Origin of the sequence: Vibrio sp. 05-20-BW147, from assembly GCF_013369385.1 — a bacterium.
Lineage (GTDB): Bacteria > Pseudomonadota > Gammaproteobacteria > Enterobacterales > Vibrionaceae > Vibrio > Vibrio floridensis.
The window spans coordinates 12,700-35,231 of the sequence record NZ_SZTO01000010.1 but is presented as its reverse complement, the minus strand read 5'-3'; the positions used below and the strand labels follow the sequence as shown (position 1 = coordinate 35,231).

General features: G+C 44.5%; 25 protein-coding genes and 1 tRNA gene. 21 read left to right on the top strand and 5 right to left on the bottom strand.

Features of this window, described 5'->3' with window-relative positions:
- The first annotated feature begins 326 nt into the window (after positions 1–326).
- From cydA to FC652_RS10450, 13 genes are all read left to right on the top strand, one after another.
- A complete protein-coding gene (cydA, locus tag FC652_RS10510; protein WP_176298523.1) occupies positions 327–1,913 on the top strand; it encodes a cytochrome ubiquinol oxidase subunit I in 1,587 nt (528 codons plus the stop codon).
- 16 nt (positions 1,914–1,929) lie between these two features.
- Positions 1,930–3,066 carry a cytochrome d ubiquinol oxidase subunit II gene (gene cydB / locus FC652_RS10505; protein ID WP_176298522.1) on the top strand — a complete coding sequence of 379 codons (1,137 nt, stop codon included), beginning with the start codon at positions 1,930–1,932 and terminating at the stop codon, positions 3,064–3,066.
- Between the two features lie 12 nt (positions 3,067–3,078).
- Positions 3,079–3,186 (top strand): cytochrome bd-I oxidase subunit CydX, encoded by a 108-nt coding sequence (gene cydX, locus FC652_RS10500; protein WP_000270284.1) that lies wholly within the window; start codon positions 3,079–3,081, stop codon positions 3,184–3,186.
- Positions 3,179–3,481: a cyd operon protein YbgE gene (ybgE, locus tag FC652_RS10495; RefSeq protein ID WP_176298521.1), complete on the top strand. Its 303-nt coding sequence runs from the start codon at positions 3,179–3,181 to the stop codon at positions 3,479–3,481. The genes cydX and ybgE overlap by 8 nt, the downstream gene beginning before the upstream one ends.
- A 144-nt stretch (positions 3,482–3,625) precedes the next feature.
- Positions 3,626–4,045 carry a tol-pal system-associated acyl-CoA thioesterase gene (gene ybgC / locus FC652_RS10490; protein WP_176298520.1) on the top strand — a complete coding sequence of 140 codons (420 nt, stop codon included), beginning with the start codon at positions 3,626–3,628 and terminating at the stop codon, positions 4,043–4,045.
- Positions 4,035–4,718 (top strand): protein TolQ, encoded by a 684-nt coding sequence (tolQ, locus tag FC652_RS10485; protein ID WP_176298519.1) that lies wholly within the window; start codon positions 4,035–4,037, stop codon positions 4,716–4,718. The genes ybgC and tolQ overlap by 11 nt, the downstream gene beginning before the upstream one ends.
- A complete protein-coding gene (locus FC652_RS10480; protein WP_176298518.1) occupies positions 4,718–5,158 on the top strand; it encodes an ExbD/TolR family protein in 441 nt (146 codons plus the stop codon). Before tolQ ends, FC652_RS10480 begins: the two co-directional genes overlap by 1 nt.
- Before the next feature lie 12 nt (positions 5,159–5,170).
- Positions 5,171–6,238 carry a cell envelope integrity protein TolA gene (gene tolA, locus FC652_RS10475; protein ID WP_176298729.1) on the top strand — a complete coding sequence of 356 codons (1,068 nt, stop codon included), beginning with the start codon at positions 5,171–5,173 and terminating at the stop codon, positions 6,236–6,238.
- A gap of 12 nt (positions 6,239–6,250) precedes the next feature.
- On the top strand, positions 6,251–7,600 hold the full coding sequence (gene tolB / locus FC652_RS10470) for a Tol-Pal system beta propeller repeat protein TolB (protein WP_176298517.1): 1,350 nt from the start codon (positions 6,251–6,253) through the stop codon (positions 7,598–7,600).
- Positions 7,601–7,631: 31 nt separating this feature from the next.
- The gene (pal, locus tag FC652_RS10465; protein WP_176298516.1) at positions 7,632–8,177 is read left to right on the top strand and encodes a peptidoglycan-associated lipoprotein Pal; all 546 of its coding nucleotides are present in this window, start codon (positions 7,632–7,634) and stop codon (positions 8,175–8,177) included.
- 15 nt (positions 8,178–8,192) lie between these two features.
- Positions 8,193–8,975, top strand: coding sequence for a tol-pal system protein YbgF (gene ybgF / locus FC652_RS10460; RefSeq protein WP_176298515.1), 783 nt, complete (start codon positions 8,193–8,195; stop codon positions 8,973–8,975).
- Positions 8,976–9,112: 137 nt separating this feature from the next.
- On the top strand, positions 9,113–10,174 hold the full coding sequence (gene nadA, locus FC652_RS10455) for a quinolinate synthase NadA (protein WP_176298514.1): 1,062 nt from the start codon (positions 9,113–9,115) through the stop codon (positions 10,172–10,174).
- A gap of 106 nt (positions 10,175–10,280) precedes the next feature.
- Positions 10,281–11,321 (top strand): ion channel, encoded by a 1,041-nt coding sequence (locus FC652_RS10450; RefSeq protein WP_176298513.1) that lies wholly within the window; start codon positions 10,281–10,283, stop codon positions 11,319–11,321.
- 117 nt (positions 11,322–11,438) lie between these two features.
- Here the strand turns inward: FC652_RS10450 and FC652_RS10445 are convergent, their stop codons facing one another.
- Positions 11,439–12,008: a UPF0149 family protein gene (locus FC652_RS10445; RefSeq protein ID WP_176298512.1), complete on the bottom strand. Its 570-nt coding sequence runs from the start codon at positions 12,006–12,008 to the stop codon at positions 11,439–11,441.
- A gap of 225 nt (positions 12,009–12,233) precedes the next feature.
- Here FC652_RS10445 and FC652_RS10440 point away from each other — a divergent pair, with 225 nt between their 5' ends.
- The 8 genes from FC652_RS10440 to FC652_RS10405 all read left to right on the top strand — a co-directional run bounded on the left by FC652_RS10440 (position 12,234) and on the right by FC652_RS10405 (position 19,581).
- Positions 12,234–14,672 (top strand): hybrid sensor histidine kinase/response regulator, encoded by a 2,439-nt coding sequence (locus FC652_RS10440; RefSeq protein WP_176298511.1) that lies wholly within the window; start codon positions 12,234–12,236, stop codon positions 14,670–14,672.
- A gap of 249 nt (positions 14,673–14,921) precedes the next feature.
- Positions 14,922–15,371, top strand: a complete 450-nt coding sequence (locus FC652_RS10435) for an L-alanine exporter AlaE (RefSeq protein ID WP_176298510.1) — start codon at positions 14,922–14,924, stop codon at positions 15,369–15,371.
- Between the two features lie 144 nt (positions 15,372–15,515).
- Positions 15,516–15,603 (top strand) — tRNA-Ser (locus FC652_RS10430).
- Between the two features lie 312 nt (positions 15,604–15,915).
- Entirely contained in the window at positions 15,916–17,154 is a 1,239-nt protein-coding gene (locus tag FC652_RS10425; RefSeq protein ID WP_176298509.1) for a tyrosine-type recombinase/integrase, read from the top strand.
- Between the two features lie 188 nt (positions 17,155–17,342).
- On the top strand, positions 17,343–18,260 hold the full coding sequence (locus tag FC652_RS10420; protein ID WP_176298508.1) for a hypothetical protein: 918 nt from the start codon (positions 17,343–17,345) through the stop codon (positions 18,258–18,260).
- Between the two features lie 134 nt (positions 18,261–18,394).
- Positions 18,395–18,610, top strand: a complete 216-nt coding sequence (locus FC652_RS10415) for an AlpA family transcriptional regulator (RefSeq protein ID WP_101957198.1) — start codon at positions 18,395–18,397, stop codon at positions 18,608–18,610.
- 2 nt (positions 18,611–18,612) lie between these two features.
- Complete coding sequence (locus tag FC652_RS10410) at positions 18,613–18,801, top strand: AlpA family transcriptional regulator (RefSeq protein ID WP_101957197.1); 189 nt, start codon at positions 18,613–18,615, stop codon at positions 18,799–18,801.
- A 186-nt stretch (positions 18,802–18,987) separates the two neighbouring features.
- Positions 18,988–19,581: an inovirus-type Gp2 protein gene (locus FC652_RS10405; protein ID WP_176298507.1), complete on the top strand. Its 594-nt coding sequence runs from the start codon at positions 18,988–18,990 to the stop codon at positions 19,579–19,581.
- A gap of 234 nt (positions 19,582–19,815) precedes the next feature.
- Here FC652_RS10405 and FC652_RS10400 read toward each other — a convergent pair whose 3' ends face one another.
- From FC652_RS10400 to FC652_RS10385, 4 genes are all read right to left on the bottom strand, one after another.
- Positions 19,816–20,082, bottom strand: coding sequence for a hypothetical protein (locus tag FC652_RS10400; protein WP_176298506.1), 267 nt, complete (start codon positions 20,080–20,082; stop codon positions 19,816–19,818).
- A 71-nt stretch (positions 20,083–20,153) separates the two neighbouring features.
- The gene (locus FC652_RS10395; protein WP_176298505.1) at positions 20,154–20,438 is read right to left on the bottom strand and encodes a hypothetical protein; all 285 of its coding nucleotides are present in this window, start codon (positions 20,436–20,438) and stop codon (positions 20,154–20,156) included.
- Between the two features lie 526 nt (positions 20,439–20,964).
- Positions 20,965–21,594 (bottom strand): hypothetical protein, encoded by a 630-nt coding sequence (locus FC652_RS10390; RefSeq protein ID WP_176298504.1) that lies wholly within the window; start codon positions 21,592–21,594, stop codon positions 20,965–20,967.
- 126 nt (positions 21,595–21,720) lie between these two features.
- Positions 21,721–22,464 carry a hypothetical protein gene (locus FC652_RS10385; RefSeq protein WP_176298503.1) on the bottom strand — a complete coding sequence of 248 codons (744 nt, stop codon included), beginning with the start codon at positions 22,462–22,464 and terminating at the stop codon, positions 21,721–21,723.
- Positions 22,465–22,532: the final 68 nt, after the last annotated feature.

The following is a 22,532-nucleotide window of genomic DNA, read 5'->3' as shown; positions in this document are numbered from 1 at the left end:
GCATTTCCTTCTGATTACCTCGACTTAACAAACTATCTCGTATTCGCTTGATTTAGATCAAGTTGATTGTTTTTTAGGCAGAGATGCCGAGTGTTTCTTGATTCAAATCAAAGCGCTTTGCGTTTATAAAACTTTTGTAACGCTACCTTTTTAGCAGTAGTATTAGCCGCAGCTATATTAGCTGTAGCTTAACAATTAACTAACCAATACGGTACATTTTTGCAACAATATGTTGGTTTAATTCAACATTAATCAAGAAGGTTCAACTCTTGATGATGAAATGTAAAATGTAGAGAGTGTCATTCAGCCGACACATAGGAGTTACCATGATTGACGTAGTTGATCTGTCGCGGTTGCAGTTTGCACTGACAGCGATGTATCACTTCCTATTTGTACCTTTGACTCTTGGTATGGCTTTCCTTTTAGCCATCATGGAATCGTTGTACGTAATGACCGACAAGCAAATCTACAAGGACATGACCAAGTTCTGGGGTAAGCTTTTCGGTATTAACTTTGCTCTTGGTGTGGCCACCGGCCTAACCATGGAATTCCAGTTTGGAACAAACTGGTCTTACTATTCTCACTATGTAGGTGACATTTTTGGTGCCCCACTTGCCATCGAGGCACTCGTCGCATTCTTCTTAGAGTCCACCTTCGTAGGTCTGTTCTTCTTCGGATGGGAAAGATTATCTAAACGTCAACACTTAGCGGTTACTTGGTTAGTGGCATTAGGTTCCAATTTCTCAGCACTTTGGATCCTTGTGGCGAATGGCTGGATGCAAAACCCAGTGGGCGCAGAGTTCAACTTCGAAACCATGCGTATGGAAATGGTGAGCTTTGCCGAAGTGGTGCTTAACCCTGTTGCTCAGGTGAAATTTGTTCACACCGTTGCGTCTGGTTATACCACGGGGGCCATGTTTATCCTGGGTATTAGCTCATACTATCTACTGAAAGGCCGTGACATCGCATTTGCACGTCGTTCATTCGCTATCGCGGCTTCGTTCGGTATGGCATCGATCCTGTCCGTTATCGTTCTTGGTGACGAATCAGGTTACGAGCTGGGTGAAGTACAAAAAGTAAAACTTGCAGCGGTAGAAGCGGAATGGCACACAGAGCCTGCACCAGCAGCGTTTACTCTGTTTGGTTTACCGAACCAAGAAACCATGCACACCGACTACGCGATCAAGATCCCTTACGTTATGGGTATCATTGCGACGCGCTCTTTTGACGAGCAAGTAACGGGTCTTCGTGATCTACGTGATCAGCACGTTGATCGTATCCGTAATGGTATGTATGCCTACGAATTGCTAGAAAAACTTCGTGCTGGCGATCGCTCTGAAGCGAATAAAGCGGCGTTTGATGAAGTAAAAGGTGACCTTGGTTACGGCTTGCTGCTTAAGCGTTATACCGACAAAGTAACTGATGCAACGGAAGAGCAAATTCAAGCCGCTGCGGATGACTCCATCCCAACCGTATGGCCGCTATTCTGGTCGTTCCGTATCATGGTGGGCTGTGGCTTCATCATGCTGTTCGTGTTTGGTGCTGCATTTGTTCAAACATGTCGCCAGAAAATCGAGCAGAAACCATGGGTACTTAAAGCAGCTCTATTTAGCATCCCGCTTCCTTGGATCGCTATCGAAGCTGGCTGGTTTGTTGCTGAGTATGGTCGTCAGCCATGGGCGGTGGGTGAAATCCTTCCAACCCACGTTGCGGCATCTGCACTGACAATCGGCGAGTTGTGGACCTCTCTATTCGCTATCATCGCTCTGTACACCGTGTTCTTGATCGCGGAAGTTTACCTGATGCTGAAATTTGCTCGCAAAGGACCAAGTAGCCTTAAAACAGGCCGTTACCACTTCGAACAAAATGGCGAGTCGATAGAAGACAAAGTTAATCGCCAAGTAGAAGCGTAAGGCAAGGAGACAGAAAATGTTTGATTATGAAATCTTACGACTGATTTGGTGGGTTCTGATCGGTGTTCTACTGGTTGGTTTCGCCGTCACCGACGGTTTCGATATGGGTGTGGGTGCGCTCGTACCGGTTATCGGCAAAAACGACACAGAGCGCCGCGTGATGATCAACACCATCGCGCCACACTGGGATGGTAACCAAGTTTGGCTTATCACTGCTGGTGGTGCTCTGTTTGCGGCATGGCCGTTAGTCTACGCAACGTCGTTCTCAGGCTTCTACCTCGCGATGTATGTCACGTTAGCGGCACTTTGGCTACGCCCACTAGGTTTAGACTACCGTTCTAAAGTCGAAAACCCAAAATGGCGTAGTGCATGGGATGGCGCGATCTGTTTTAGTGGCGCAGTGCCGCCAGTGATCTTCGGCGTTGCTTTTGGTAACTTACTACAAGGCGTACCATTTGAACTAAACAACCTGCTGATGTCAGAGTACAAAGGTTCATTCTTTGCACTATTGAATCCATTTGCATTGCTTTGCGGTGTTCTCAGCTTAATGTTGTTTGTTCTCCAAGGCGCAACTTGGTTACAAATGAAGACAACAGAAGCGCTGCATACTCGTGCACGTAACGTGGCACAAATTGCAGGTCTTGTAGTGGTGGCATTGTTCGTGATTGGTGGTTTCTGGGTTCAATCAATCGAAGGCTACGTGATTACGAGCACCATCGATACATTCGCAGACTCCAACCCGCTGAATAAAGAAGTCGTGCAACAAGCGGGTGCTTGGATGGCGAATTTTGAAGCTCATCCTGCACTATGGGCAGCACCAGTATTGGGCGTGTTCATGCCATTACTAGCGGTGATTGCCTCTCGTTTTGAGCGTGGTGGGTTTGCTTTCCTATTCTCAAGCTTGGCAAATGCTGGTGTGATTTTGACAGCGGGCTTTGCAATGTTCCCATTTGTGATGCCTTCAAGCCTTGTTCCTGCGCACAGCTTGACCATGTGGGACTCAACAGCAAGTGAGCTAACACTTGGCCTGATGACGGCGGTTGCTGCCGTTATGGTACCTGTGATTCTTGCTTACACAACTTGGACTTACTACAAAATGTTCGGCCGTCTAGATAAGAAACACATCGAAGACAACGACGTTTCTGCTTACTAAGGAGTAAAAACTATGTGGTATTTCGCATGGATTCTAGGTGTGCTACTTGCGTGTGCATTCGGTATCATCAACGCTCTTTGGTTAGAGCACAGTGAAATGATGGATAAAGACAGTGAGTAGCTTGGACGCGCGAATCGCTTTGTTGCATGAACCGCTAGACAAAACACTATTGAAAGTGATTGCGTTGTTGCTTGGTTTTATGCACGTGGGATTAGTGATGTGGGACCCAGAAGCCTACGCGACTGCGATAGGTGGCTTCAATGCGATAAAAGGTCCTGCTCTAATCTGGGCGGTTTGCTCCAGCATGGTTTACGGCGTTGGATTTAAACCGAGAAAATGGGTGTGGCAACTTCTGTTTAGCCCATACTTCTCTTTATCTATATTGCTGTTTCTCACTGCTTTATACATTTTGTAACCGAAAAGGTGAATAATTGAGCCAGGCATCTTGCCTGGCTTTTTATTTTCCCCACGCAACTCAAAAAAAGTCTGAACTGCGGTACCAATTTGTGCCGCTTACGTTATAGTAATTGCCTTTAAACACGAATGAATTGGTAGAATTTTGAACGGAATACGTCAGCCTTTTACTTGGCCAGTTACGGTTTATTACGAAGACACCGATGCAGGTGGGGTGGTCTATCACTCCAATTATCTGAAGTTTTTTGAGCGAGCGAGAACAGAGTTGTTACGTTCGGTAGGGATTTCGCAAAACCGGTTGCTGGAACAAAACATTGGCTTTGTTGTCCGACACATGGATATCAATTTTATTCAGGGTGCTCGCCTTGACCAACACCTCACCATATTGACTAAAGTTGGCGAAATTAAACGCGCTTCGCTGCTTTTCTGTCAGGAATTAGTCAATGATGAGGGCAAGTTATTGTGTACAGCAACCGTTAAGGTAGCATGTATCGACAATGTAAAAATGAAGCCAATTGCAATTCCCACTTCTATTATTTCGGAGCTGACAAATAGTGACTGCTGATATTTCTATTCTTGATCTGTTTTTACAAGCAAGCCTACTGGTAAAACTGGTGATGTTGACTTTGCTTGGTATGTCAGTGGTCTCTTGGGCAATGATCATTAAGCGCAGCAAAGTCCTCTCTAAAGCGGCAAAAGACGCAGAAGCATTTGAGGATAAATTCTGGTCAGGCATCGATCTTTCTCAGCTTTATCAGCAAGTGAAAGCACGTAAAGATGATCTTTCTGGTGCTGAAGAAATTTTCTATGCGGGTTTTACCGAGTTTGCAAGGCTGCGTAAAACCAACCCAACATCGCCAGATTTCGTGATGGAAGGAACAGGTCGTGCCATGCGAGTCGCGGTGTCTCGTGAAGTTGATGAACTGGAAACGAGTTTACCATTCCTTGCTACCGTGGGTTCCATTACGCCATATATCGGTCTTTTTGGTACGGTGTGGGGTATCATGCATGCTTTCGTCGCGCTGGGCGAAGTGAAGCAAGCGACATTATCAATGGTGGCTCCGGGCATCGCAGAAGCACTGATTGCGACAGCAATGGGTCTATTTGCAGCGATTCCAGCTGTTATGGCTTACAACCGATTTGCCAGCAAAGTGGGCAAGTTGGAACACAGCTACTCAACGTTTTCGGAAGAGTTCCATAGCATTCTGCACCGTCAAGCGATGGCAGGTAGTCAGTAATGGCAGGGTACCAACCAAAAAAACGCAAGATGACCGCAGAGATTAACGTCGTGCCATATATCGACGTTATGTTGGTGCTGTTGATCATCTTTATGGCGACGGCTCCCTTTGTTTCTCAGGGCGTCGATGTTGAACTGCCGAAAACCAGTAATGCCAAAACCATGTCCGATCTGGCTGGTGATAGTGATAGTAGCTTTATTATCATTGAGGTTGACAGCGAAGGTAACCTAGGTCTGAGCGTGAATAACGATGAAGTGCAACGTGGTCTTTCTATTGAAGATGTGATTGTACGTGTCAAAGCAGAACTTTCACTGAAGCCAAATTCTCCCGTAGCAGTGGGTGGTGATGCAGCAACGCCTTACGCTGAAATTGTTCTACTGCTCGACGAGTTAAGCAAAGCAGGCATTGAGAAAGTCGGTCTACTTACGGGTATTAAGTAAATAAACTCCATGATGAGAGAAAAGAAGAACAAGAAAAATGACTACATACTCCCGATAGCAGTATCGGTAGCTTTGCACGTCATTTTGGTTATCGCGCTTCTTTGGGGAACCGACTTCACCATGTCGAAACCACAGCAAAGTGGGCAAATGGTTCAAGCGGTGGTGATTGATCCCAACTTAGTGAAGCAGCAAGCCAACCAAATTCGCCAACAGCGTGAGTCCGCTGAAAGGAAAGAGCAAGAACGACTTGATAAACTGCGTCGTGAAGCTGAACAATTGGAAAAAAACCGCAAAGCGGAAGAAGATCAGTTGCGCAAGTTAAAGGAGCAACAAGCTCGAGAAGCGAAAGCCGCAAGGGAAGCTGAAGAGATTCGCAAACAAAAAGAACAAGAGAAGAGAGTGGCAGAAGAAAATGCCCGAAAAGAAAAAGAGCGTGTAGCGAAGCTGGAAGCAGAGCGAAAAACAAAAGAAGAAGCGATTAAAAAAGCAGAACAAGAACGTTTAGCCAAAGAAGCGGCCATCGCGAAAGCGGAACAAGAACGCATCGCGAAGGAAAAAGCGGCAAAAGAAGCAGAAGAAAAAGCTCGCCGTGAAAAAGAAGCCGCCGCTAAGGCAGAGCAAGAGCGCATAGCGAAGGAAAAAGCCGCCAAAGAGGCCGCAGATAAAGCGCGTAAGGAAAAAGAACGTTTAGAGCGTATTGAGCGTGAGCGTAAAGAAAAAGAAGCGGCATTAAATGATATTTTTGCTGGGTTAGAAACGGAATCTAGCCAAAATAGTGCAGCGAGAAATCAGCACGTCGCCGATGAGAAAAACCGATACGGTGCTATATACACGCAACTGATACAGCAACGCTTGATCAAGGATGAATATCTGTTGGGAAAGTCGTGTAGGGTAAACATTAAATTGATACCAACGGGTGTCGATGGAATTGTCAATTCAGTAAGTATTTTGGAAGGGGATACCCGAGTTTGTAATGCGGCCAAAAGTGCTATTTTACAGGTTGGAACTTTCCCTATGCCAGCGGATGATGCAGTGAGACAAGAGCTACGCAACATCAATTTAACCGTTGATTTCGAATAAAAGGACTAAGACGTGAAAAAACGCCTTTTGATGGGAATATTAGTGCTGCTCAGCAGTGTCACGAATGTAGCCAATGCGGCTTTGGAATTGATCATCACCGATGGTATCGATTCAGCAAGGCCAATTGCGATTGTTCCTTTTAAATGGCAAGGAACCAAAGCACTGCCTGTTGATATTTCGTCTGTTGTTGCGTCGGATCTTCAACGCAGTGGTAAGTTCAGCCCAGTTCCTACTAGCAAGATGCCACAAACACCTTATAACGAATCAGAAATCAACTTTGATGCCTGGACTAACTTAGGTGTGGATACCTTGCTAACGGGTTCCGTGACACAAAATGAGAAAGGTGAGTATGTCATCAACTATCAGTTAGTTGATGTGGTCCGTGGACAGCTTACTCGTGGTCAGAGTCGAGCGCTGGAAGATGGACAGTTAGTACTTTCTAAAGACCATGTCTTGTTTAATAAAGTCGCGACAATTGCAGAATCGCGTATGCGTGAGTATGCGCATCGTATTTCTGATCTTATCTACGAACAGTTAACGGGAGAGCGCGGTGCATTTTTAACTCGAATCGCGTATGTCGTGGTTAACGACCAAGACAAGTTCCCTTATCAGTTACGCATATCAGACTACGACGGCTTTAACGAGCGCTTAGTGCTGCGTTCTAAGCAGCCTTTGATGTCACCTGCGTGGTCACCAGATGGTCGCCAGCTTGCGTATGTGAGTTTCCAAAATGGCCAGGCAGAAATATTTGTACTGAACATTTATACCGGTGAACATGAGAAACTGACCTCATTTCCTCGACACAACGGCGCACCAAGATTTTCTCCAGATGGCAGTCAACTTGCCATTGTATTATCTAAAACAGGCTCGCTACAGATTTACACGCTTGATCTAAAAACGCGCAAGTTGACACAAATAACGAGCGATAGATCAAATAATACGGAGCCATTTTGGCATCCTGATGGTAAATCACTCATCTTTACATCGGATCGGGGTGGTAAACCTCAGATATATAGAGTAAATTTGAGCGACGGGTCGACTAGCCGTCTTACTTGGCAGGGCAGCCAAAACCTAGGTGGGCAGATAACGCCTGATGGGCGATTCTTGATTATGGTCAATCGGAGCGATTCAGGTTTCAATCTGGCTAAGCAAGATCTCGAGACTGGTGCTGTTCAGATATTGACTAAAACGTTGTTGGACGAGTCCCCAAGTATCGCTCCGAATGGAGGTATGGTTATCTATAGCTCCATATATGACAAGAAAAATGTGCTTTCGATGGTTTCTATCGATGGCCGCTTTAAAGCTAGATTACCGGCAACAAATGGGCGTGTAAGAGCACCCGCATGGTCTCCGTTTTTGTAGCAACTAAGTTTGATTAACAAAGGAAAATAAGATGCAACTTAACAAGGTTCTTAAAGGGCTTCTAATCGCACTACCAGTGATGGCTGTTACCGCTTGTAGCTCTAGTGATGACGCTGCGTCTAACGCAGGCTCAAGTACTGAAACAAACCAAACCACATCTGGTTCTGCAAATACAACTGATACAACAGTTGTGACGCCAATCGATCAAAACGGTCAACTTTCTGAGCAAGAACTGAAAGAGCAAGCTCTTCGTGAAACTCAGACAATTTACTTTGCGTTCGATAATGCAACTATCTCTAGCGATTACGAAGAGATGCTAGCGGCTCACGCTGCTTACCTGAGCAAAAATGTTAACCTAAAAGTGACTATCGAAGGTCATGCTGATGAGCGTGGTACTCCGGAATACAACATCGCACTAGGTGAGCGTCGTGCTCAAGCCGTTTCTAAATACCTACAAGCGCTAGGTGTACAGGCAGATCAAATCGCTATCGTTAGCTACGGTGAAGAGAAGCCTCTACTACTAGGCCAGACTGAAGAAGTTTACGCGAAAAACCGTCGCGCAGTTCTAGTCTACTAATTGAGGAATAGCCTCATGTTCAGTAACACTAAGCGAGCTGTTACGCTTACGTTACTGGCAAGTGCAGCGAACCTAGCGTTCGCTGCACCAGCTCCAGTATCCGATCTCAACAGCAATTCAACCAACACTTCTGTAGCGACCGCTACGTCTTCCTCTGTTCCGGAAACGGAAGTTCAGCGTCTTGAACGTCTACTGCAAAACCGCAATCGTATGCAGTTGCAAATGCAACAGCAAATTGACCAAATGTCTCAAGAGATTGCAGAGTTACGTGGTCAACTAGAACGAAATAACTACGATATGAAACAAATGCTAGAGAGGCAGCGTGAGCTCTTCATCGAGCTTGATAGAGTACGTAGTGAAATCAAGACAGTTGGTGTACCAGCCCAAACAGTCGATCTTGAAGGAGGGGGCGAGCAAGGTGTATTTAGCGCAAATGTCGATGAGCAAACGGCTTACCAAAATGCTGTCGACCTCATTTTGAAAAAGCGAGATTATGCCGGAGCGATTGCTGCGTTTAAACAGTTTCAGAAAGATTTTCCAGAATCCAATTTTGCACCCAACTCGCACTATTGGTTAGGCCAGCTCTATTTTGCACAAAAGCAAGATAAAGAAGCCACGGAAAGTTTTGCTGGTGTGGTCTCCTATAAGGATTCAAATAAGCGTGCCGATGCGTTAGTCAAATTGGGCGACATTGCTGCACGTAACAACAATCTCGAGCAAGCGAAAAAGTATTATCAGCAAGCGATAGATGAGCACCCAGAGAGTGCCTCTGCCAAAGTGGCAAAATCAAAACTGTAACTTAAGAGGAGCGTTTAGCTCCTTTTTTATCTCATCACAAACTCAATGGCTTCTTCAGCACGATTGAGCCTTTTGCATCTTGAGTACTCTTAAGGTTAAAATACTCGGATTAAAGGAAGTTGCGTAGAGCAAGAGCAATGAGCCACATACTAGATAAAATTGATACCGTTTACCCTTTTCCTCCTAAGCCCGTTCCACTAAGCCAAGAAGAAAAAGCTACTTATATTGCGAGCATCAAACAGCTTTTGAAAGAGAAAGACGCTGTTTTGATCGCCCACTACTATACCGATCCAGAGATCCAAGCGCTGGCAGAAGAGACTGGCGGTTTTGTTGGTGACTCTCTTGAAATGGCTAAGTTTGGTAATCGCCACCCTGCGAGCACGTTGATCATTGCGGGTGTACGTTTTATGGGGGAGTCGGCAAAAATTCTGACGCCAGAAAAACGCATTCTAATGCCAACCTTGAAAGCGGAGTGTTCGCTTGACTTAGGTTGCCCCGCAGATAAATTTACCGAATTTTGTGATGCTCACCCAGACCACACAGTGGTGGTGTATGCCAACACTTCTGCGGCAGTGAAAGCAAGAGCGGATTGGGTAGTAACTTCAAGCATTGCACTGGAAATCGTTGAGCATTTGGATGCTGAAGACAAGCCGATCATTTGGGGGCCAGATCGCCACCTTGGTTCTTACATTGCCAACAAAACTGGCGCAGACATGTTGCTTTGGCAAGGGGAGTGCGTTGTCCACGATGAGTTTTCTGCCGATGCGTTACGCAAAATGAAAGCCGTGTATCCAGATGCCGCTATCCTCGTTCATCCGGAATCTCCAGCAAGCGTTGTTGAGCTCGCAGATGCGGTAGGGTCAACAAGTCAGTTGATCAAAGCGGCAAAAGAGTTACCACAGCAGAAAATGATTGTTGCAACGGACAAAGGCATTTTCTTCAAAATGCAGCAATTGGTTCCGGAAAAAGAGCTGATTGAAGCACCAACTGCAGGTGCGGGTGCGACATGTCGCAGCTGTGCGCATTGCCCTTGGATGGCCATGAATGGCTTGAAAGCAATTGAAACCGCGCTGCGTGAAGGCGGTGAAGAGCATGAAATCTTTGTGGATGAAGAACTTCGCATTAAATCATTGATTCCATTGAACAGAATGTTAGATTTTGCTGAAAAATTGAACATGCAAGTGAAAGGTAACGCCTAATTCTGTTGGATTAGTCACAAAATTTCCAACCAGCCACCATGGCTGGTTTTTTTGTATCAATGAATGAGCTTATATTCCTAAATCGGATGAATAACGGTGTTTCTTTATGTCGGTTTGGTTTCTCGTCAAAAAATGGTTTCAAGCGCACGTGTTTAGTTTGAGTAACCGAAACCTTTTTATCTTGCTACTTTGTTACGTAGGGCTTTGTTGGGCGCTTTTTAAATGGGCCGGTGAAAACGCGTTAACTGAAGATTTTACAACGTTTGTTTACTACTTGATGGTCACGGCCTCCACCGTGGGCTATGGCGATTTATCGCCCCACAGTTCGATGGGACGATGGATCGTTGTACTTATCGTCATTCCTGGAGGCCTTAGCTTGTTTGCCGCTTTGCTAGGTAGGCTGGCAAGCTCGCTCATTGACTATTGGCGAGCTGGTGTATTAGGAAAAAGGAGAGTTCGTGTGAGTAATCACATATTGTTGCTTGGTTGGAATGGTCAAAGGACTATTCACTTAATTCGCATGTTACAACACGAAGAAATTGGCAAGCGTCCAATCGTGCTTTGCTCACGTTCAGACATTGAAAACCCACTACCGGGAGAGATTAGTTTTGTCAAAGTCACCAGTTATACCGATGCGCAAGAGATGTCGAATGCGAATGTCGCTGAGGCAAGTTGTATCATCGTTGACAACCAGCAAGACGACATTACGCTATCAGCCGCATTGTATTGCGCAAACTTGAACCCCGAGGCGCATTTGCTGGCTTATTTCAAAGATGAAGCTTTGGGACGTCTGCTCAGTCAACATTGCCCGAAAGCCGAATGCATTCCGGCTGTTGGTGCTGAAATGCTCGCAAAAGCCGCCGTGGATCCTGGCTCAAGTGCTTTACACCAAGAGTTATTAGCTTCAACTCGCGGCATGACACAGTATTCAGTGCAGTATCCCAAAGATCAACCGGATACCAGCGTTGATGCCTTATTCACTTTTTTAAAACGTCAGTATGAAGCAACCTTGATAGCCATTGATGTTGGCACTGGTATCGAACTTAACCCTCATTTAGAGCGCACGATTCCAGCAGGAAGCAAATTATTCTATATTGCCGACGAACGTATTCATTCGTTCGCATGGAACAAAATAAAAGCAAACTAATCTCGCTTTGAACCATGTGAGAAGAGAGCACGCACCCTTTGAGCCCGAAAAATTTGTTTGGGTAAAAAAGAACCCTGCTTATGGCAGGGTTCATTATGTTTTCGAGCGCGAAGTGACTTACTGCTCGTCCGCCAACATCACGCCACGTTGAGTCAGACCGCAGAGCATCATAGGCACCGCGTTGTAAATCTCTTCAAACTGTTCTAGCCCGCTAAAGCCTTGCTCACTTAGCGTCGCGATTGTCGTTTCTGGATCGTAGAGCATAGTAAGGGAAAGCAGTACACCGCCTAGCAGGCTATTTTCTTCGCTGTGTTCAGGCATCAGTGTTTCCCAATCGTCTCGCGCTAACTGCCAACCTTGGAGCAATCCTTCGCAAAAATCACGAGTGGATTCATTCACAATTTCCGCCTCATCTAGTGCACACTCTTTCGGCCATTGCCATGCTCCTTCTAGGAGAGCTGGGCGAGTTTCATTCCAAAGATTGACGATAGCATCAATATAACTTTCGAGCTGTTCGCCATCGGTAAATGGCGCTGTCTCTTCACCACCCCATAGAAAAGGCAGCCATTCGTTAGGAGTCAGTACATTTGGCGCGGCTGCCATCGCGGTCACAAAGCCTTGTGTGTTGGCCAAATTGAGGAGTTTTCCTTCGAGCTCAGGAAGAGAAATAATGTTTTGTAAAGTCAAAATAGAATACCGTTTGATTCATTGAAAGCGCGTGGAAGAACATCTTACCAAGCAAAACGTTGAGACAAAAGGATAACAGGCCGTTAAAGCATGCTATGGTAGTTGGAACAAAGTGAACAATGGCTATCGCGCGCAACACGTAATACAACGAGCATGTTTGATATGCATTTCGTTGAAAAATGGATATACACTTACGTGAGACAACTGGGAAAGTACTGAACGATTATGAAAATACGCTCGTCATTGCGGAAAAAAAGCATTTATGCACTGAGTCTTTACTTGTGTTTCTTTATTGCTACCTTGGGCAGCATCACCTACTGGGTGGTTGAACCACCAGTGCGAGACAGCGTTCAAAAAAACCTCGATCTTCGAGCCGAGTTGCTCGCATCGCAAATTAAGTCTCCTTTTAACCGTTCGATTGGTGTCCTAAACAGTTTAGTCGGTATTGCACAAAGCCAATCAAACGAAACGTTGCAGCCACAGCTTATCGCGCGCGTGCTCTCCACCAGTGATGCAGTGATTGCCAGCGGTGGCGTATGGCCACATCCGGAGCAAAAAGATGGCAAGCTGCGTTACACCAGCCTGTTCTTCAATAAAGGTGAAAACGGGGAGGTAGAACGCATCCATTCATACAACAACCCAGAATCTATTGGATACCACAAAGAGAGTTGGTACCGCTCGGTGAGCCACTTGACCGCAAACAGCATTGTTTGGTCTAACGTCTATACCGACGCCTATACCCAAGTGCAGATGATCACCGCCTCGCAACCCTATTTTATCGATGGTGAGTTTGCAGGCGTAGCCACGGTAGACATCTCTTTGGAAAGCTTGTTTGAGTTGCTAAAAAATTATACCGAAGAGTATCAACTGGGTGTTTCCATCTCAGATTCTGCCGATAGATTGCTTTTAGAGCATGCTTACACACTGCAGCGTGGACGCTATATCAGTGAAATAAACATCTCAGAGATCAACTGGGAGCTTAGGGTACTCAATGCCAAACTATTGGTGTCGGATGAGGTTTTTCAGCAAGTGATGCGAGTTGAGGCTGGCATCTTGCCATTTCTTCTTATTTGCGTTTTGGCAGGCTACTACTTGCTCAATCGATACGTGATCACGCCGATCGTTGCCATCGCGAAAAAAATTGATGTTTCAAAAACGGGGGGCATTATCGACATTCACTATGAAAGTGAAGATGAAATAAAGCATCTTATTGAAACGATCAATGAAAAAACCATTTATCTCGAAGCGGAAAAAGTCAAAGCGCAAGCATCAACGAACGCTAAAACGGCTTTTCTTGCAACCTTGTCTCATGAAATTCGTACGCCAATGAATGGCGTGCTAGGCACGGCTCAGATTCTACTGAAAACGCCCCTCAATGAAGAACAGCGCAAACACCTAAAAACCTTGTACGATTCCGGTGATCATATGATGACCTTGCTCAATGAAATACTTGATTACTCCAAGATCGAGCAAGGACACATGGAATTCGATAACAACCCATTCCCGTTTGATTCCATTATTGGCAGCATCAACAGTGTTTACTTTACGTTGTGTGCTGAAAAAGGGCTGCAATTTAAAGTGTACTCGAAGGTTCCGAATGGTCGTTGGTACAACGCAGATAAAGCAAGGTTGCGTCAGGTCTTGTTTAATTTGCTGAACAACGCTGTGAAATTCACCGACCGTGGCTTAGTCGAGGTCTATTTAGAAGAGCACCAACGTGAGGACGTAAATTATCTCAGCGTGAAAGTCAAAGATACAGGCATTGGTATCCCTGAAAGCGCACAGAAACGTATCTTTAGACCGTTTGAACAGGCAGAGTCAACCACCACAAGACGCTTTGGTGGGACAGGGCTTGGACTTGCCATCGTTAAACAAATTGCTGAAAAAATGAAGGGATATATCGAAGTGTCCAGTCAGGTTGGGCTTGGTACTTGCTTTACCGTCGAGTTACAGCTTGACACTACCTCGCCCAGTGTCATGAGTAATGAACCGAGGTACAAGCTCAACTACCAAGGGTTGCACGCTCTGATCGTCGAAGACAACCGTACCAATGCCATTATTATTGAGACATTCTTACGTCACAAAGGCTTTAGCTGTGAGAAAGTTGAAAATGGAGAACAAGCCATTGCGCGCATCTCTGAGCAGGCATTTGATTTGATTCTGATGGATAACCATATGCCCGTCATGGATGGGATAGAAGCGATTACCGCGATACGAGCGATGGACTCAAAAAGCAAACGTAGCTTGATCTTTGGCTGTACAGCAGACGTGTTTAAAGAAACCAGAGAAAGAATGCTGGGAGTAGGGGCGGATCATATCATCGCCAAACCGATTGTTGAGTCAGAGTTGGATGATGCGTTATTTCAACATGCCAAGCTGCTTTACCAATTTCGTCCAGAAGCGCTTGGACAACATTACGAAGAGCCTGTGGCAGCAGACGATTCTTTAGAATCATTGCTCCTAGGTTTTCACATCGCCCTTGAAAACGTTGACTTAAAGCAAGCCAATAGAGCGTTACAACGCATCAAAGAACAGCTGTCTGCAAGTGACAACGAACTGCTTTTGACAACACTTGATCACATTCAAGCGTCCTTAGAGCAGGACATTCCGCCAGAGCAAGATGCCGTCAACCAAATCACCGTTTTACTTGGTCAGTACCCCTAGCTCATCCAGTTAATGTAGTTAAATTACAATATAAAGCCGCTGTAAAAGCGGCTTTATTCATTTCTGGCGGATTAAACTACATTTTGAACTAAAACTGGTCATTAATTTACAACTCAACTCTAAAAACGGAGCCAAAAACTACAAATTATTTGCTCTAATAGCGCGATGAACTGCATGCTGGTTTGATTGTTAGTTCATGATGTCGTTATTTTGCTAAATTTGCAGTTAATTGTTTTATAGAGGAATGAAATGAAATCTCGTGCGCCATTTTGTATCCGCCATGCGGCAGCTGATACTTTTGCTATGGTGGTTTTTTGTTTTATTACAGGGATGATTATCGAGATCCTGATTTCTGGGATGACTTTCCAGCAATCTCTGGCATCAAGAACGTTGTCAATTCCGGTGAACATCGCAATCGCGTGGCCTTATGGTGTGTTTCGTGATTGGGTTCTTCGCCAAGGTGCGCGAGTATCGACCAGCGGATTGATGAAAAACGTATCCGATTTAATCGCATATGTGCTTTTTCAATCGCCAGTCTACGCCGGTATTTTGCTTGCGGTAGGCGCATCGACAGAGCAGATCATCACGGCAGTGACCAGCAATGCGATTATCTCTTGCGGTATGGGCGTTCTGTACGGCTACTTCCTAGATATGTGTCGCCGTTGGTTTAAGGTCCCTGGTTACCGTCAGCAAGCATAATTGCTGGTAGATTGTTCGATTTAGCCAATTACTAGCCAACTAAACTCTTCATGGCGCTTTTTTTTAAAACTGGGCTTGACCAATCCCAAGATAATCATTAAATTAGCGCCTCGTTGGCACGAGTTGCCACACAAAATTTGATTCGGTGAGTTGTCCGAGTGGCTGAAGGAGCACGCCTGGAAAGTGTGTGTACGGCAACGTACCGAGAGTTCGAATCTCTCACTCACCGCCACATTCTTGAAAAAAGACGTCCTAGGACGTCTTTTTTCTTATCTGAAGATTATAAAAATCAATTAGTTACGATTCAGTGACGTTTCATAATGTGTCATAAAAGCGCTTGCTTTTCGTAATACCTAAAGTAATACCCACTATTCCTACTTGATGCTAGTATTACTTTTGAGCACTAAATCAGGTATTACTTTATTGTCATTTTTTCTATCAATTCGATCTTTAACTTTATGTAAGTTAAGCAGTTATCTACCAAAAGTAATACCTAGATTTTTCGAAAATTGAGCTTTGTTCAGGTATTACTTGAGGGATCAAAATGGCGAATAATCTCACGGCTAGGCAAGTCCAAACGGCAAAGCCCAAAGATAAGCTCTACCGCTTATCTGATGGTGGCAATCTCTACTTCTGTGTGCGTACAAGCAATTCACGTTCTTGGCAGTTTCGTTATAAACGACCTGGCCAGGACAACATCACTTATCTTTCCTTTGGTACTTATCCAGACATGTCTTTGGCAGAAGCGCGAGAGAAAGCGCTAGAGGCCAGAAAGATGCTTGCGGATGGTATTGATCCTCAGTTGGCCAAAGAAGAGCAAAAAGCCAAAGTTATTGTTGAGCAAAATGCGACGTTCAAGTTTGTTGCTGAGCAGTGGAAGGCTACGAAAGAAGGGCAGATAAAAGAGAAGACTCTCAATGGGAACTGGCGCAAGCTCGAACTCTACGCTTTTCCAAAGCTTGGCACTATTCCAGTAAGTAAGATCACGGCGCCAATTGCTATCGCTGCTTTACGGCCAACTGAGTCACAGGGTCTACTTGAAACGGTTAAACGTACTGCGCAATTAATGAATGAGATCATGAATTATGCTGTAAACAGCGGAGTGATTCATTCTAATCCATTATCTGGTATCCGTGATGTGTTCAAGAAGCACAAAGTAGTGCACATGAAAGCGCTACAGCCTCATGAGATACATGAGCTTATTCGTACGGTAGCAACAGCCAATATTCAACATGTAACGCGCTTTTTGATTGAATGGCAGCTTCATACCATGGTTCGCCCTAATGAAGCGTCAGGCGCTCGCTGGGAAGAAATAGACATGGCAAAACAGCTATGGATTATCCCGAAAGAGCGCATGAAAATGAACCGTGAACATGTAGTTCCACTTACGACGCAAACTTTGGCAATTCTTGAAGCGATTAAACCGATTAGTGGTCATCGAGACTATATATTTCCTTCGAGCCGTAACCCGAAAGTTCCAACCGATTCAGAAACTGCAAATAAAGCACTAGGGCGAATGGGGTTTAAAGATAGGACGACAGCTCACGGTCTTCGAGCTTTGGCCAGTACAACACTTAATGAACAGGGCTTTGATGCAGATGTTATTGAAGCAGCCCTTGCTCACACAGACAAAAATCAAATACGCAAAGCTTACAACCGCACTGATTACTTGGATTCACGTCGTAGATTAATGAGCTGGTGGAGTGAACATATCGACAAATCGAGTTATGGAAGTTACAGCGTTACAGGTAATGACTATTTGAGAATGGTGAATGTCAGATAAGATTATATATGCAAAGGAGAATTCCTCTTATAATACGTTAATACGTTAATACGTTAATACGTTAATACGTTAATACGTTAATACGTTAATACGTTAATACGTTAATGAGATGATGTGATTTTTATTTTTCTTGTGTTGTCGAATGAGGTAGATTAATTCCCGACTTTATATTAGGGAGGAATAAGGTCGTGAATAAAAGAAAGCATTCTATTCTTAGCGAGGGAAGAGAGATAAAATTGTTCCCGCTTCCATATTTTTCATTGGATATGGCCGCTGAACAATTTGACGTCCCGGTTCGTTTTTTTGAAGAGGCTGTAAGATGTGCTTTGGTCCGTCCATGTGTGCTAGTTGATGATGTTAAACCACAAAAGTCGTTTTCAATCTTAACTGGGAATAAAAAAATACTAGAAAGTGCTGAAGTCTACTGTACTTCGGGAGTGTCTCAATCCGACTTGTCTCGTCAGCACTCTCCATTGACCCGCCCTAGGCTATCAAACATTGATGACTATCTTTCCAGCTCTGCATCGCAGCTTAATGTCACTGAGTTCGAACCCTATTCTGAGGGGGAGGCAGGTGTCGAGGGATATTTAATGGGCTTTTGGCAAATCGAAAGCGTTGACGATGCTATTAGGCTATTATCCTCCCTGGAGGAAATTGATATTGAAGTTGTTCCGTATATCGATGATTGTTGGTATCAAGAGAGACCAATAGATAAAGCACAAATAACGATATTAGGTTTTCCTGTGACAGTGAGTGCTAAGAATATTGTTATTAGCTATAAGGATGTAAAAAAAATATTAGATGCATATCAAAAAGGCGTTCCTATTGAGCAAAAGACATTATATGGATTGCAAAAAATGCAGCAACAAGTACAAGAGCCAACAGCTCGGCCTTCTCAAAAAATGATGGCGGTATTAGGTGCTGTGATCGCTACTCACTCTAAGCTCGGTCCTAGTTGTTTAGACAAGAATATGAACTTGCATGAAATACTTTCTGCTCATTTTGCATCTGAGGGAATATCCCTTGGTATGTTCGAACCAGATCCGAGTACCGTGCGCAGATGGAAGCAAATGATGGACTTCGACAAAGCGATTCTGCGTAAATAAGAAGTAACATTCGAGCACCACTTCGCGCGCATCTAGTTCAGATGCGCGCGCATGTTTGCCTAATGCGCACCATTCCAATCCCTTCCGGATTAATCTCATTCCGTCCTGAGAACAACGAAAAAGGAAATCAGTGAATGAAGATTATTCGTCTAAAAGAAGTCATGGCTATTACTGGCTTATCACGTTCGACTATTTATGAGCGTATATCGGTGGGAGAGTTTCCTCCTAGTGTGAGTCTAGGTGGTTCCGCCGTTGGTTGGTTGGAGTCTGAAGTACATGCGTGGATTGAAAAGCGAGTGACTGAGCGAGATGAACGTCTTAGTCAACCTGCTTACCGCAAGCGGGGGTAGTTATGAATATAAGCCGCGAGATATTAACTACTAAGCAAGTATGTGCAATGACCAATCGCTCGGTATCGACAATTAACCGATGGTGGAAAGAGGGGCGCTTCCCGAAACCATTACAGTTTCAGGGGAGATCTTACGGTTGGGATTCCGATAAGGTGAAAGCATGGTTTGAGAGTCAATTTGACGCAAAATGACGCTGTTTGCGTCATTCTGCCCACTTTTGAAGTGTTAATACCCAGTTTTGTTACGCTAAATTTAGACCTTATTGCATCGACCATCCCTTATGGGGCTTGGGGTTCGGTATAGAAGGTAAAGTAAGAGGAACTGGGTATTTCATATTATCTCCCGCTATTCTTAAGACCTTTATCAAGAATCCTCGTATGAGAAAAAACCAGTCAACTTCACCATACTATCGGTACATAGATAGTGTGTACCATGTTAATGCAGGGGAAGGTAAGCCAATCTTCACTCATCAAATGGGCAAGATGATAGAACAACTCGAGATCATGCGGGGTCATCATCGGAAAGTCTTGGTAGTACGATTTGATTTGCATCTCCCCAGTTACGGCCACTCAACAGACAATCAGGTGATGTCGATGTTTCTCAATCACGTTCGATATCGAGTCAAGAAGAGATATAAAATGGTGCGTCTAGGCTACGCGTGGTGTCGAGAGCGGAACCAAGCTTCAGTTCAGCACTATCACGTTGCTCTCTTGCTAAACGGCTCTCAAATACAATATCCAGATAAACTGCTTAGTCTGCTTACACAGTGGTGGGGGACGGTATCAGAAGGTGGTCATTTATATATACCGGAGAATTGTTATTACCTAGTCAGTCGTCAGAGCGACGGGCGAGTGAAAAGGGATGCAATTTACCGTTTGTCTTACCTCGCCAAAGTGAATAGCAAACAAAGTCGAGAAGGGTTCGCCAATGACTACGGTACCAGCCGATTAAAAATGAAAAGTGATCAGTAAAAGTGATCAGTAGAAGTGATCACAAGTGCTGATCACTTTTACTGATCATGTTTTATTTACTTTCTATTCAGAGGCTTAATGAGAATTGCGCACATTGACCGTTGCGTTTCAAGAATTGACTAGGAGCCATCGCCTTTCTTTGTTTGCAAAAAATCGGCCATTTTCAGGAGCTTTTCGGCCAACAAAGAGGTAGTGAACGTTTAATTTACTGCATTCACTTGGCGATTTGTCTCATCAAATGTGCAACTTTAGGCGGATATAGGCAGGTACTGCGAGTAACGCCTCTCTGTCTGTGGCTGCAAGAAAATCCAGGTACTCCCGCAACTCACCGTCGGTAACACTTTCAAGCTCTTCATAGCTTACACCGAGCAACCTAGCACCATGCATCAATCCATTAAGGTATTGTTTACGCTCGTTTTTACTTTGTTCATCTTGAGTATCCATCCGGTGGTACTCATGTAAAATTTTTTTCAAGTAATCCAAGAAATCGGTTGAGTCCATACTGACTTCCTTTCCCTAATCGTAATTGAATACTGCTCAGCCACCAGCGAGACACAAACGGCCTCTGTGCATCACTTCTCATCCGGTTTGTTTCGGTACACTTGCCAACTGTTTGGTATCACACTAGTCCAGTTGTCACGAACGTAGTTGTCATGCTCTTGTGCAGAGCCTTCAGGGTGCTGTTGGTAGAACTCTTCAGAGAGCTTGCAGTAGAGAGACAACTTTCTCAGAATGTAATTGTCTGCGTATCCCAAGTGTTTGGCAGCAGCGAGATTACCATGTGCAAATCGGCATACTGGGTTGGGATTACCGCGATTACCTTTTACAAAGCGGCCTTTGGCATCACGTTCGGGCATAATCACTCCTTGTCGCGAGGAATTTTATAGGTGCTTGTTTTGCTGGAGATGAACTGAGGTTATCAGGCATTAATTCACCAACAAAGTAAATATTGTTGTCTTTCACCTGTCAGCATTGACAGTTTTCGAGTTCATCGGTCAACTCATTTAATGCTCTAATAAGACGAGAAAGCAACCAGTCGATCTCTACGATGTTTAGCCTATTTCTAAGTACGGGGGTGTTGGCGACATCGGTGAGCCGCCTTCTGAATAATAAGACTCGGCGACGGCAGTATCGTGTGTTTACGGCAGTCTCTGGGGATGAAGCGCCATTGTCAATGGTGATAGTCAGCTTTCCAAGGTGGTACAAATCTAACTGAAAATCTATCAATATAGACTGTTCTATTTTTCTCAATGCAGTGCAATTTTGTCTTTCAAGTAATTGATAAATTTGGTTTGTCAGTGTTGTTAGAGGAGTGAGTCTGTATTCCGTAGTTAAGCTCATGGTTATCGACCTTAAAGCCCCTGACTAGGGGCTTCGGACAAGTTAGCGAATAAGGGGCGCAAATCTGTTTAACGCCTTCTTTGCAAGATAGAAATCGACATACTGCCAAAAAGAGAAGGTATCTATTGGTAGCTGTTCATCATCTTCAATACCGAGTATAGATGCATCACCTGTGGCTTCGAACTCATCAATTTGTTCATCTGATAAACGGTGATAACGATTTTGCGCCAGTTCATCAATAATGTCTGTTTCACTATAGCCATTAAATTTGGCGACTTCATTTGGCGTAACATCCATTCCACAAGTCTGCCCTAGAGGATGAGGTTCCGGGTTCGAAAGGAGTGTCTCTAATAGAGAATGGTTAACGAGTGTGCCTGCGTCATGCCAATGATGAAGATTTCTAACACTAAAGATAAGCCAATAGCGTGAATTAATCGCGACTTCCCAACCGAGGATATTGAGTTCTCGAACAATGTGTTTTCTATTTTGGTCAGACAACGGCATACCCACAATTTGCTGAATGACCGTTTCTTGCAATTTGAACTTCGGATCACCTTGAGATCTGCATGCATCTTGATAGTCAGGTGAATTGCCATGGATGACTAGGATAAGCTTAGCAACTTGTTTCATTGTAAGCGATTGTTGTGGTGTGCTTCTTCGAGTAATTGGCATGTGGGTTCCTATTTGGTTTTGTAGTAAGCAAAAGACCGCCCTATAACTGGGAAGGGATTAATAATCCCATGTGTTATACCCAAAATCGGGACGAGAATCCTACGATTTTGACGATAACTAAGGTTATCAAATCACTGATTCTGAACTGCGAAGCCGTTCAAGAAGCTCTTTAGTTACATCGCTTGGATAACTAGACCCTTGCGGTCGAACCCACACACGAAGTGTTTCTCCCAAACTTACGCGATTGTCATGTTTGTCGGTCGCAAACTCTTTGTTAAGATCAAAAGGTGCGAACGCTTCAGCGAAGCAATCGAGAATATCCGCTTTTGAATTGAGCTTACCTTCTTGGTGATAGTGCGATGTAAACGCTTTGATAACCGAGGTTTCAACCAGCGCAGATGGGAACCAGTCAACTGCATGCTTGTATGAGATAACCCAATTTGGGCCATTAACCCAACTGATGGTCTTCTCGCCAACTGAAAAGGCACCTTCGGTTGCTATTGCCAGTTTATCGGTCGAACCAGCCATACATGAGCTGATGATAAGCCCCTTAATCTTTTTGCCATGCGCTCGGATAAGCTTGGTCGTTTTAGTAATAGTGGCATCTGCGATACGCTTACCATCTCCATGGCCACCAACATACAAAATCTGGATATCTTCTCGTGTATCAACAAGCTGTTTAAGAGCGTAGTTGAGAGAGTTGTTGTCGTAATAATGGCAGTTATAAATGTTCAACTGTGGTTTGTCTGTACCATCGTTAACCAACCTTTTTACGCCTTCGAAGAAAGGCAGGCAACTTGCTTGGTCGTGGTTACTTTTAAAGGAAAACCAAGGGGCCTCAGCAACTAAAAGTGCGACATTTTTACTCATCATTATTCTCGTTATGTTAGAACTAATATATAAGGCAATTCATTGAATATAAGCAGTTTTTTCGATGA

What these genes read in the sequence shown, in the direction of transcription:
- cydA (WP_176298523.1), top strand. Translation starts at nt 327, where the DNA reads ATGATTGACGTAGTTGATCTGTCGCGGTTGCAGTTTGCACTGACAGCG.
- cydB (WP_176298522.1), top strand. Translation starts at nt 1,930, where the DNA reads ATGTTTGATTATGAAATCTTACGACTGATTTGGTGGGTTCTGATCGGT.
- cydX (WP_000270284.1), top strand. Translation starts at nt 3,079, where the DNA reads ATGTGGTATTTCGCATGGATTCTAGGTGTGCTACTTGCGTGTGCATTC.
- FC652_RS10480 (WP_176298518.1), top strand. Translation starts at nt 4,718, where the DNA reads ATGGCAGGGTACCAACCAAAAAAACGCAAGATGACCGCAGAGATTAAC.
- tolA (WP_176298729.1), top strand. Translation starts at nt 5,171, where the DNA reads ATGAGAGAAAAGAAGAACAAGAAAAATGACTACATACTCCCGATAGCA.
- pal (WP_176298516.1), top strand. Translation starts at nt 7,632, where the DNA reads ATGCAACTTAACAAGGTTCTTAAAGGGCTTCTAATCGCACTACCAGTG.
- ybgF (WP_176298515.1), top strand. Translation starts at nt 8,193, where the DNA reads ATGTTCAGTAACACTAAGCGAGCTGTTACGCTTACGTTACTGGCAAGT.
- nadA (WP_176298514.1), top strand. Translation starts at nt 9,113, where the DNA reads ATGAGCCACATACTAGATAAAATTGATACCGTTTACCCTTTTCCTCCT.
- FC652_RS10450 (WP_176298513.1), top strand. Translation starts at nt 10,281, where the DNA reads ATGTCGGTTTGGTTTCTCGTCAAAAAATGGTTTCAAGCGCACGTGTTT.
- FC652_RS10440 (WP_176298511.1), top strand. Translation starts at nt 12,234, where the DNA reads ATGAAAATACGCTCGTCATTGCGGAAAAAAAGCATTTATGCACTGAGT.
- FC652_RS10435 (WP_176298510.1), top strand. Translation starts at nt 14,922, where the DNA reads ATGAAATCTCGTGCGCCATTTTGTATCCGCCATGCGGCAGCTGATACT.
- FC652_RS10425 (WP_176298509.1), top strand. Translation starts at nt 15,916, where the DNA reads ATGGCGAATAATCTCACGGCTAGGCAAGTCCAAACGGCAAAGCCCAAA.
- FC652_RS10415 (WP_101957198.1), top strand. Translation starts at nt 18,395, where the DNA reads ATGAAGATTATTCGTCTAAAAGAAGTCATGGCTATTACTGGCTTATCA.
- FC652_RS10410 (WP_101957197.1), top strand. Translation starts at nt 18,613, where the DNA reads ATGAATATAAGCCGCGAGATATTAACTACTAAGCAAGTATGTGCAATG.
- FC652_RS10405 (WP_176298507.1), top strand. Translation starts at nt 18,988, where the DNA reads ATGAGAAAAAACCAGTCAACTTCACCATACTATCGGTACATAGATAGT.
- FC652_RS10400 (WP_176298506.1), bottom strand. Translation starts at nt 20,082, where the DNA reads ATGGACTCAACCGATTTCTTGGATTACTTGAAAAAAATTTTACATGAG.
- FC652_RS10395 (WP_176298505.1), bottom strand. Translation starts at nt 20,438, where the DNA reads ATGCCCGAACGTGATGCCAAAGGCCGCTTTGTAAAAGGTAATCGCGGT.
- FC652_RS10390 (WP_176298504.1), bottom strand. Translation starts at nt 21,594, where the DNA reads ATGCCAATTACTCGAAGAAGCACACCACAACAATCGCTTACAATGAAA.
- FC652_RS10385 (WP_176298503.1), bottom strand. Translation starts at nt 22,464, where the DNA reads ATGAGTAAAAATGTCGCACTTTTAGTTGCTGAGGCCCCTTGGTTTTCC.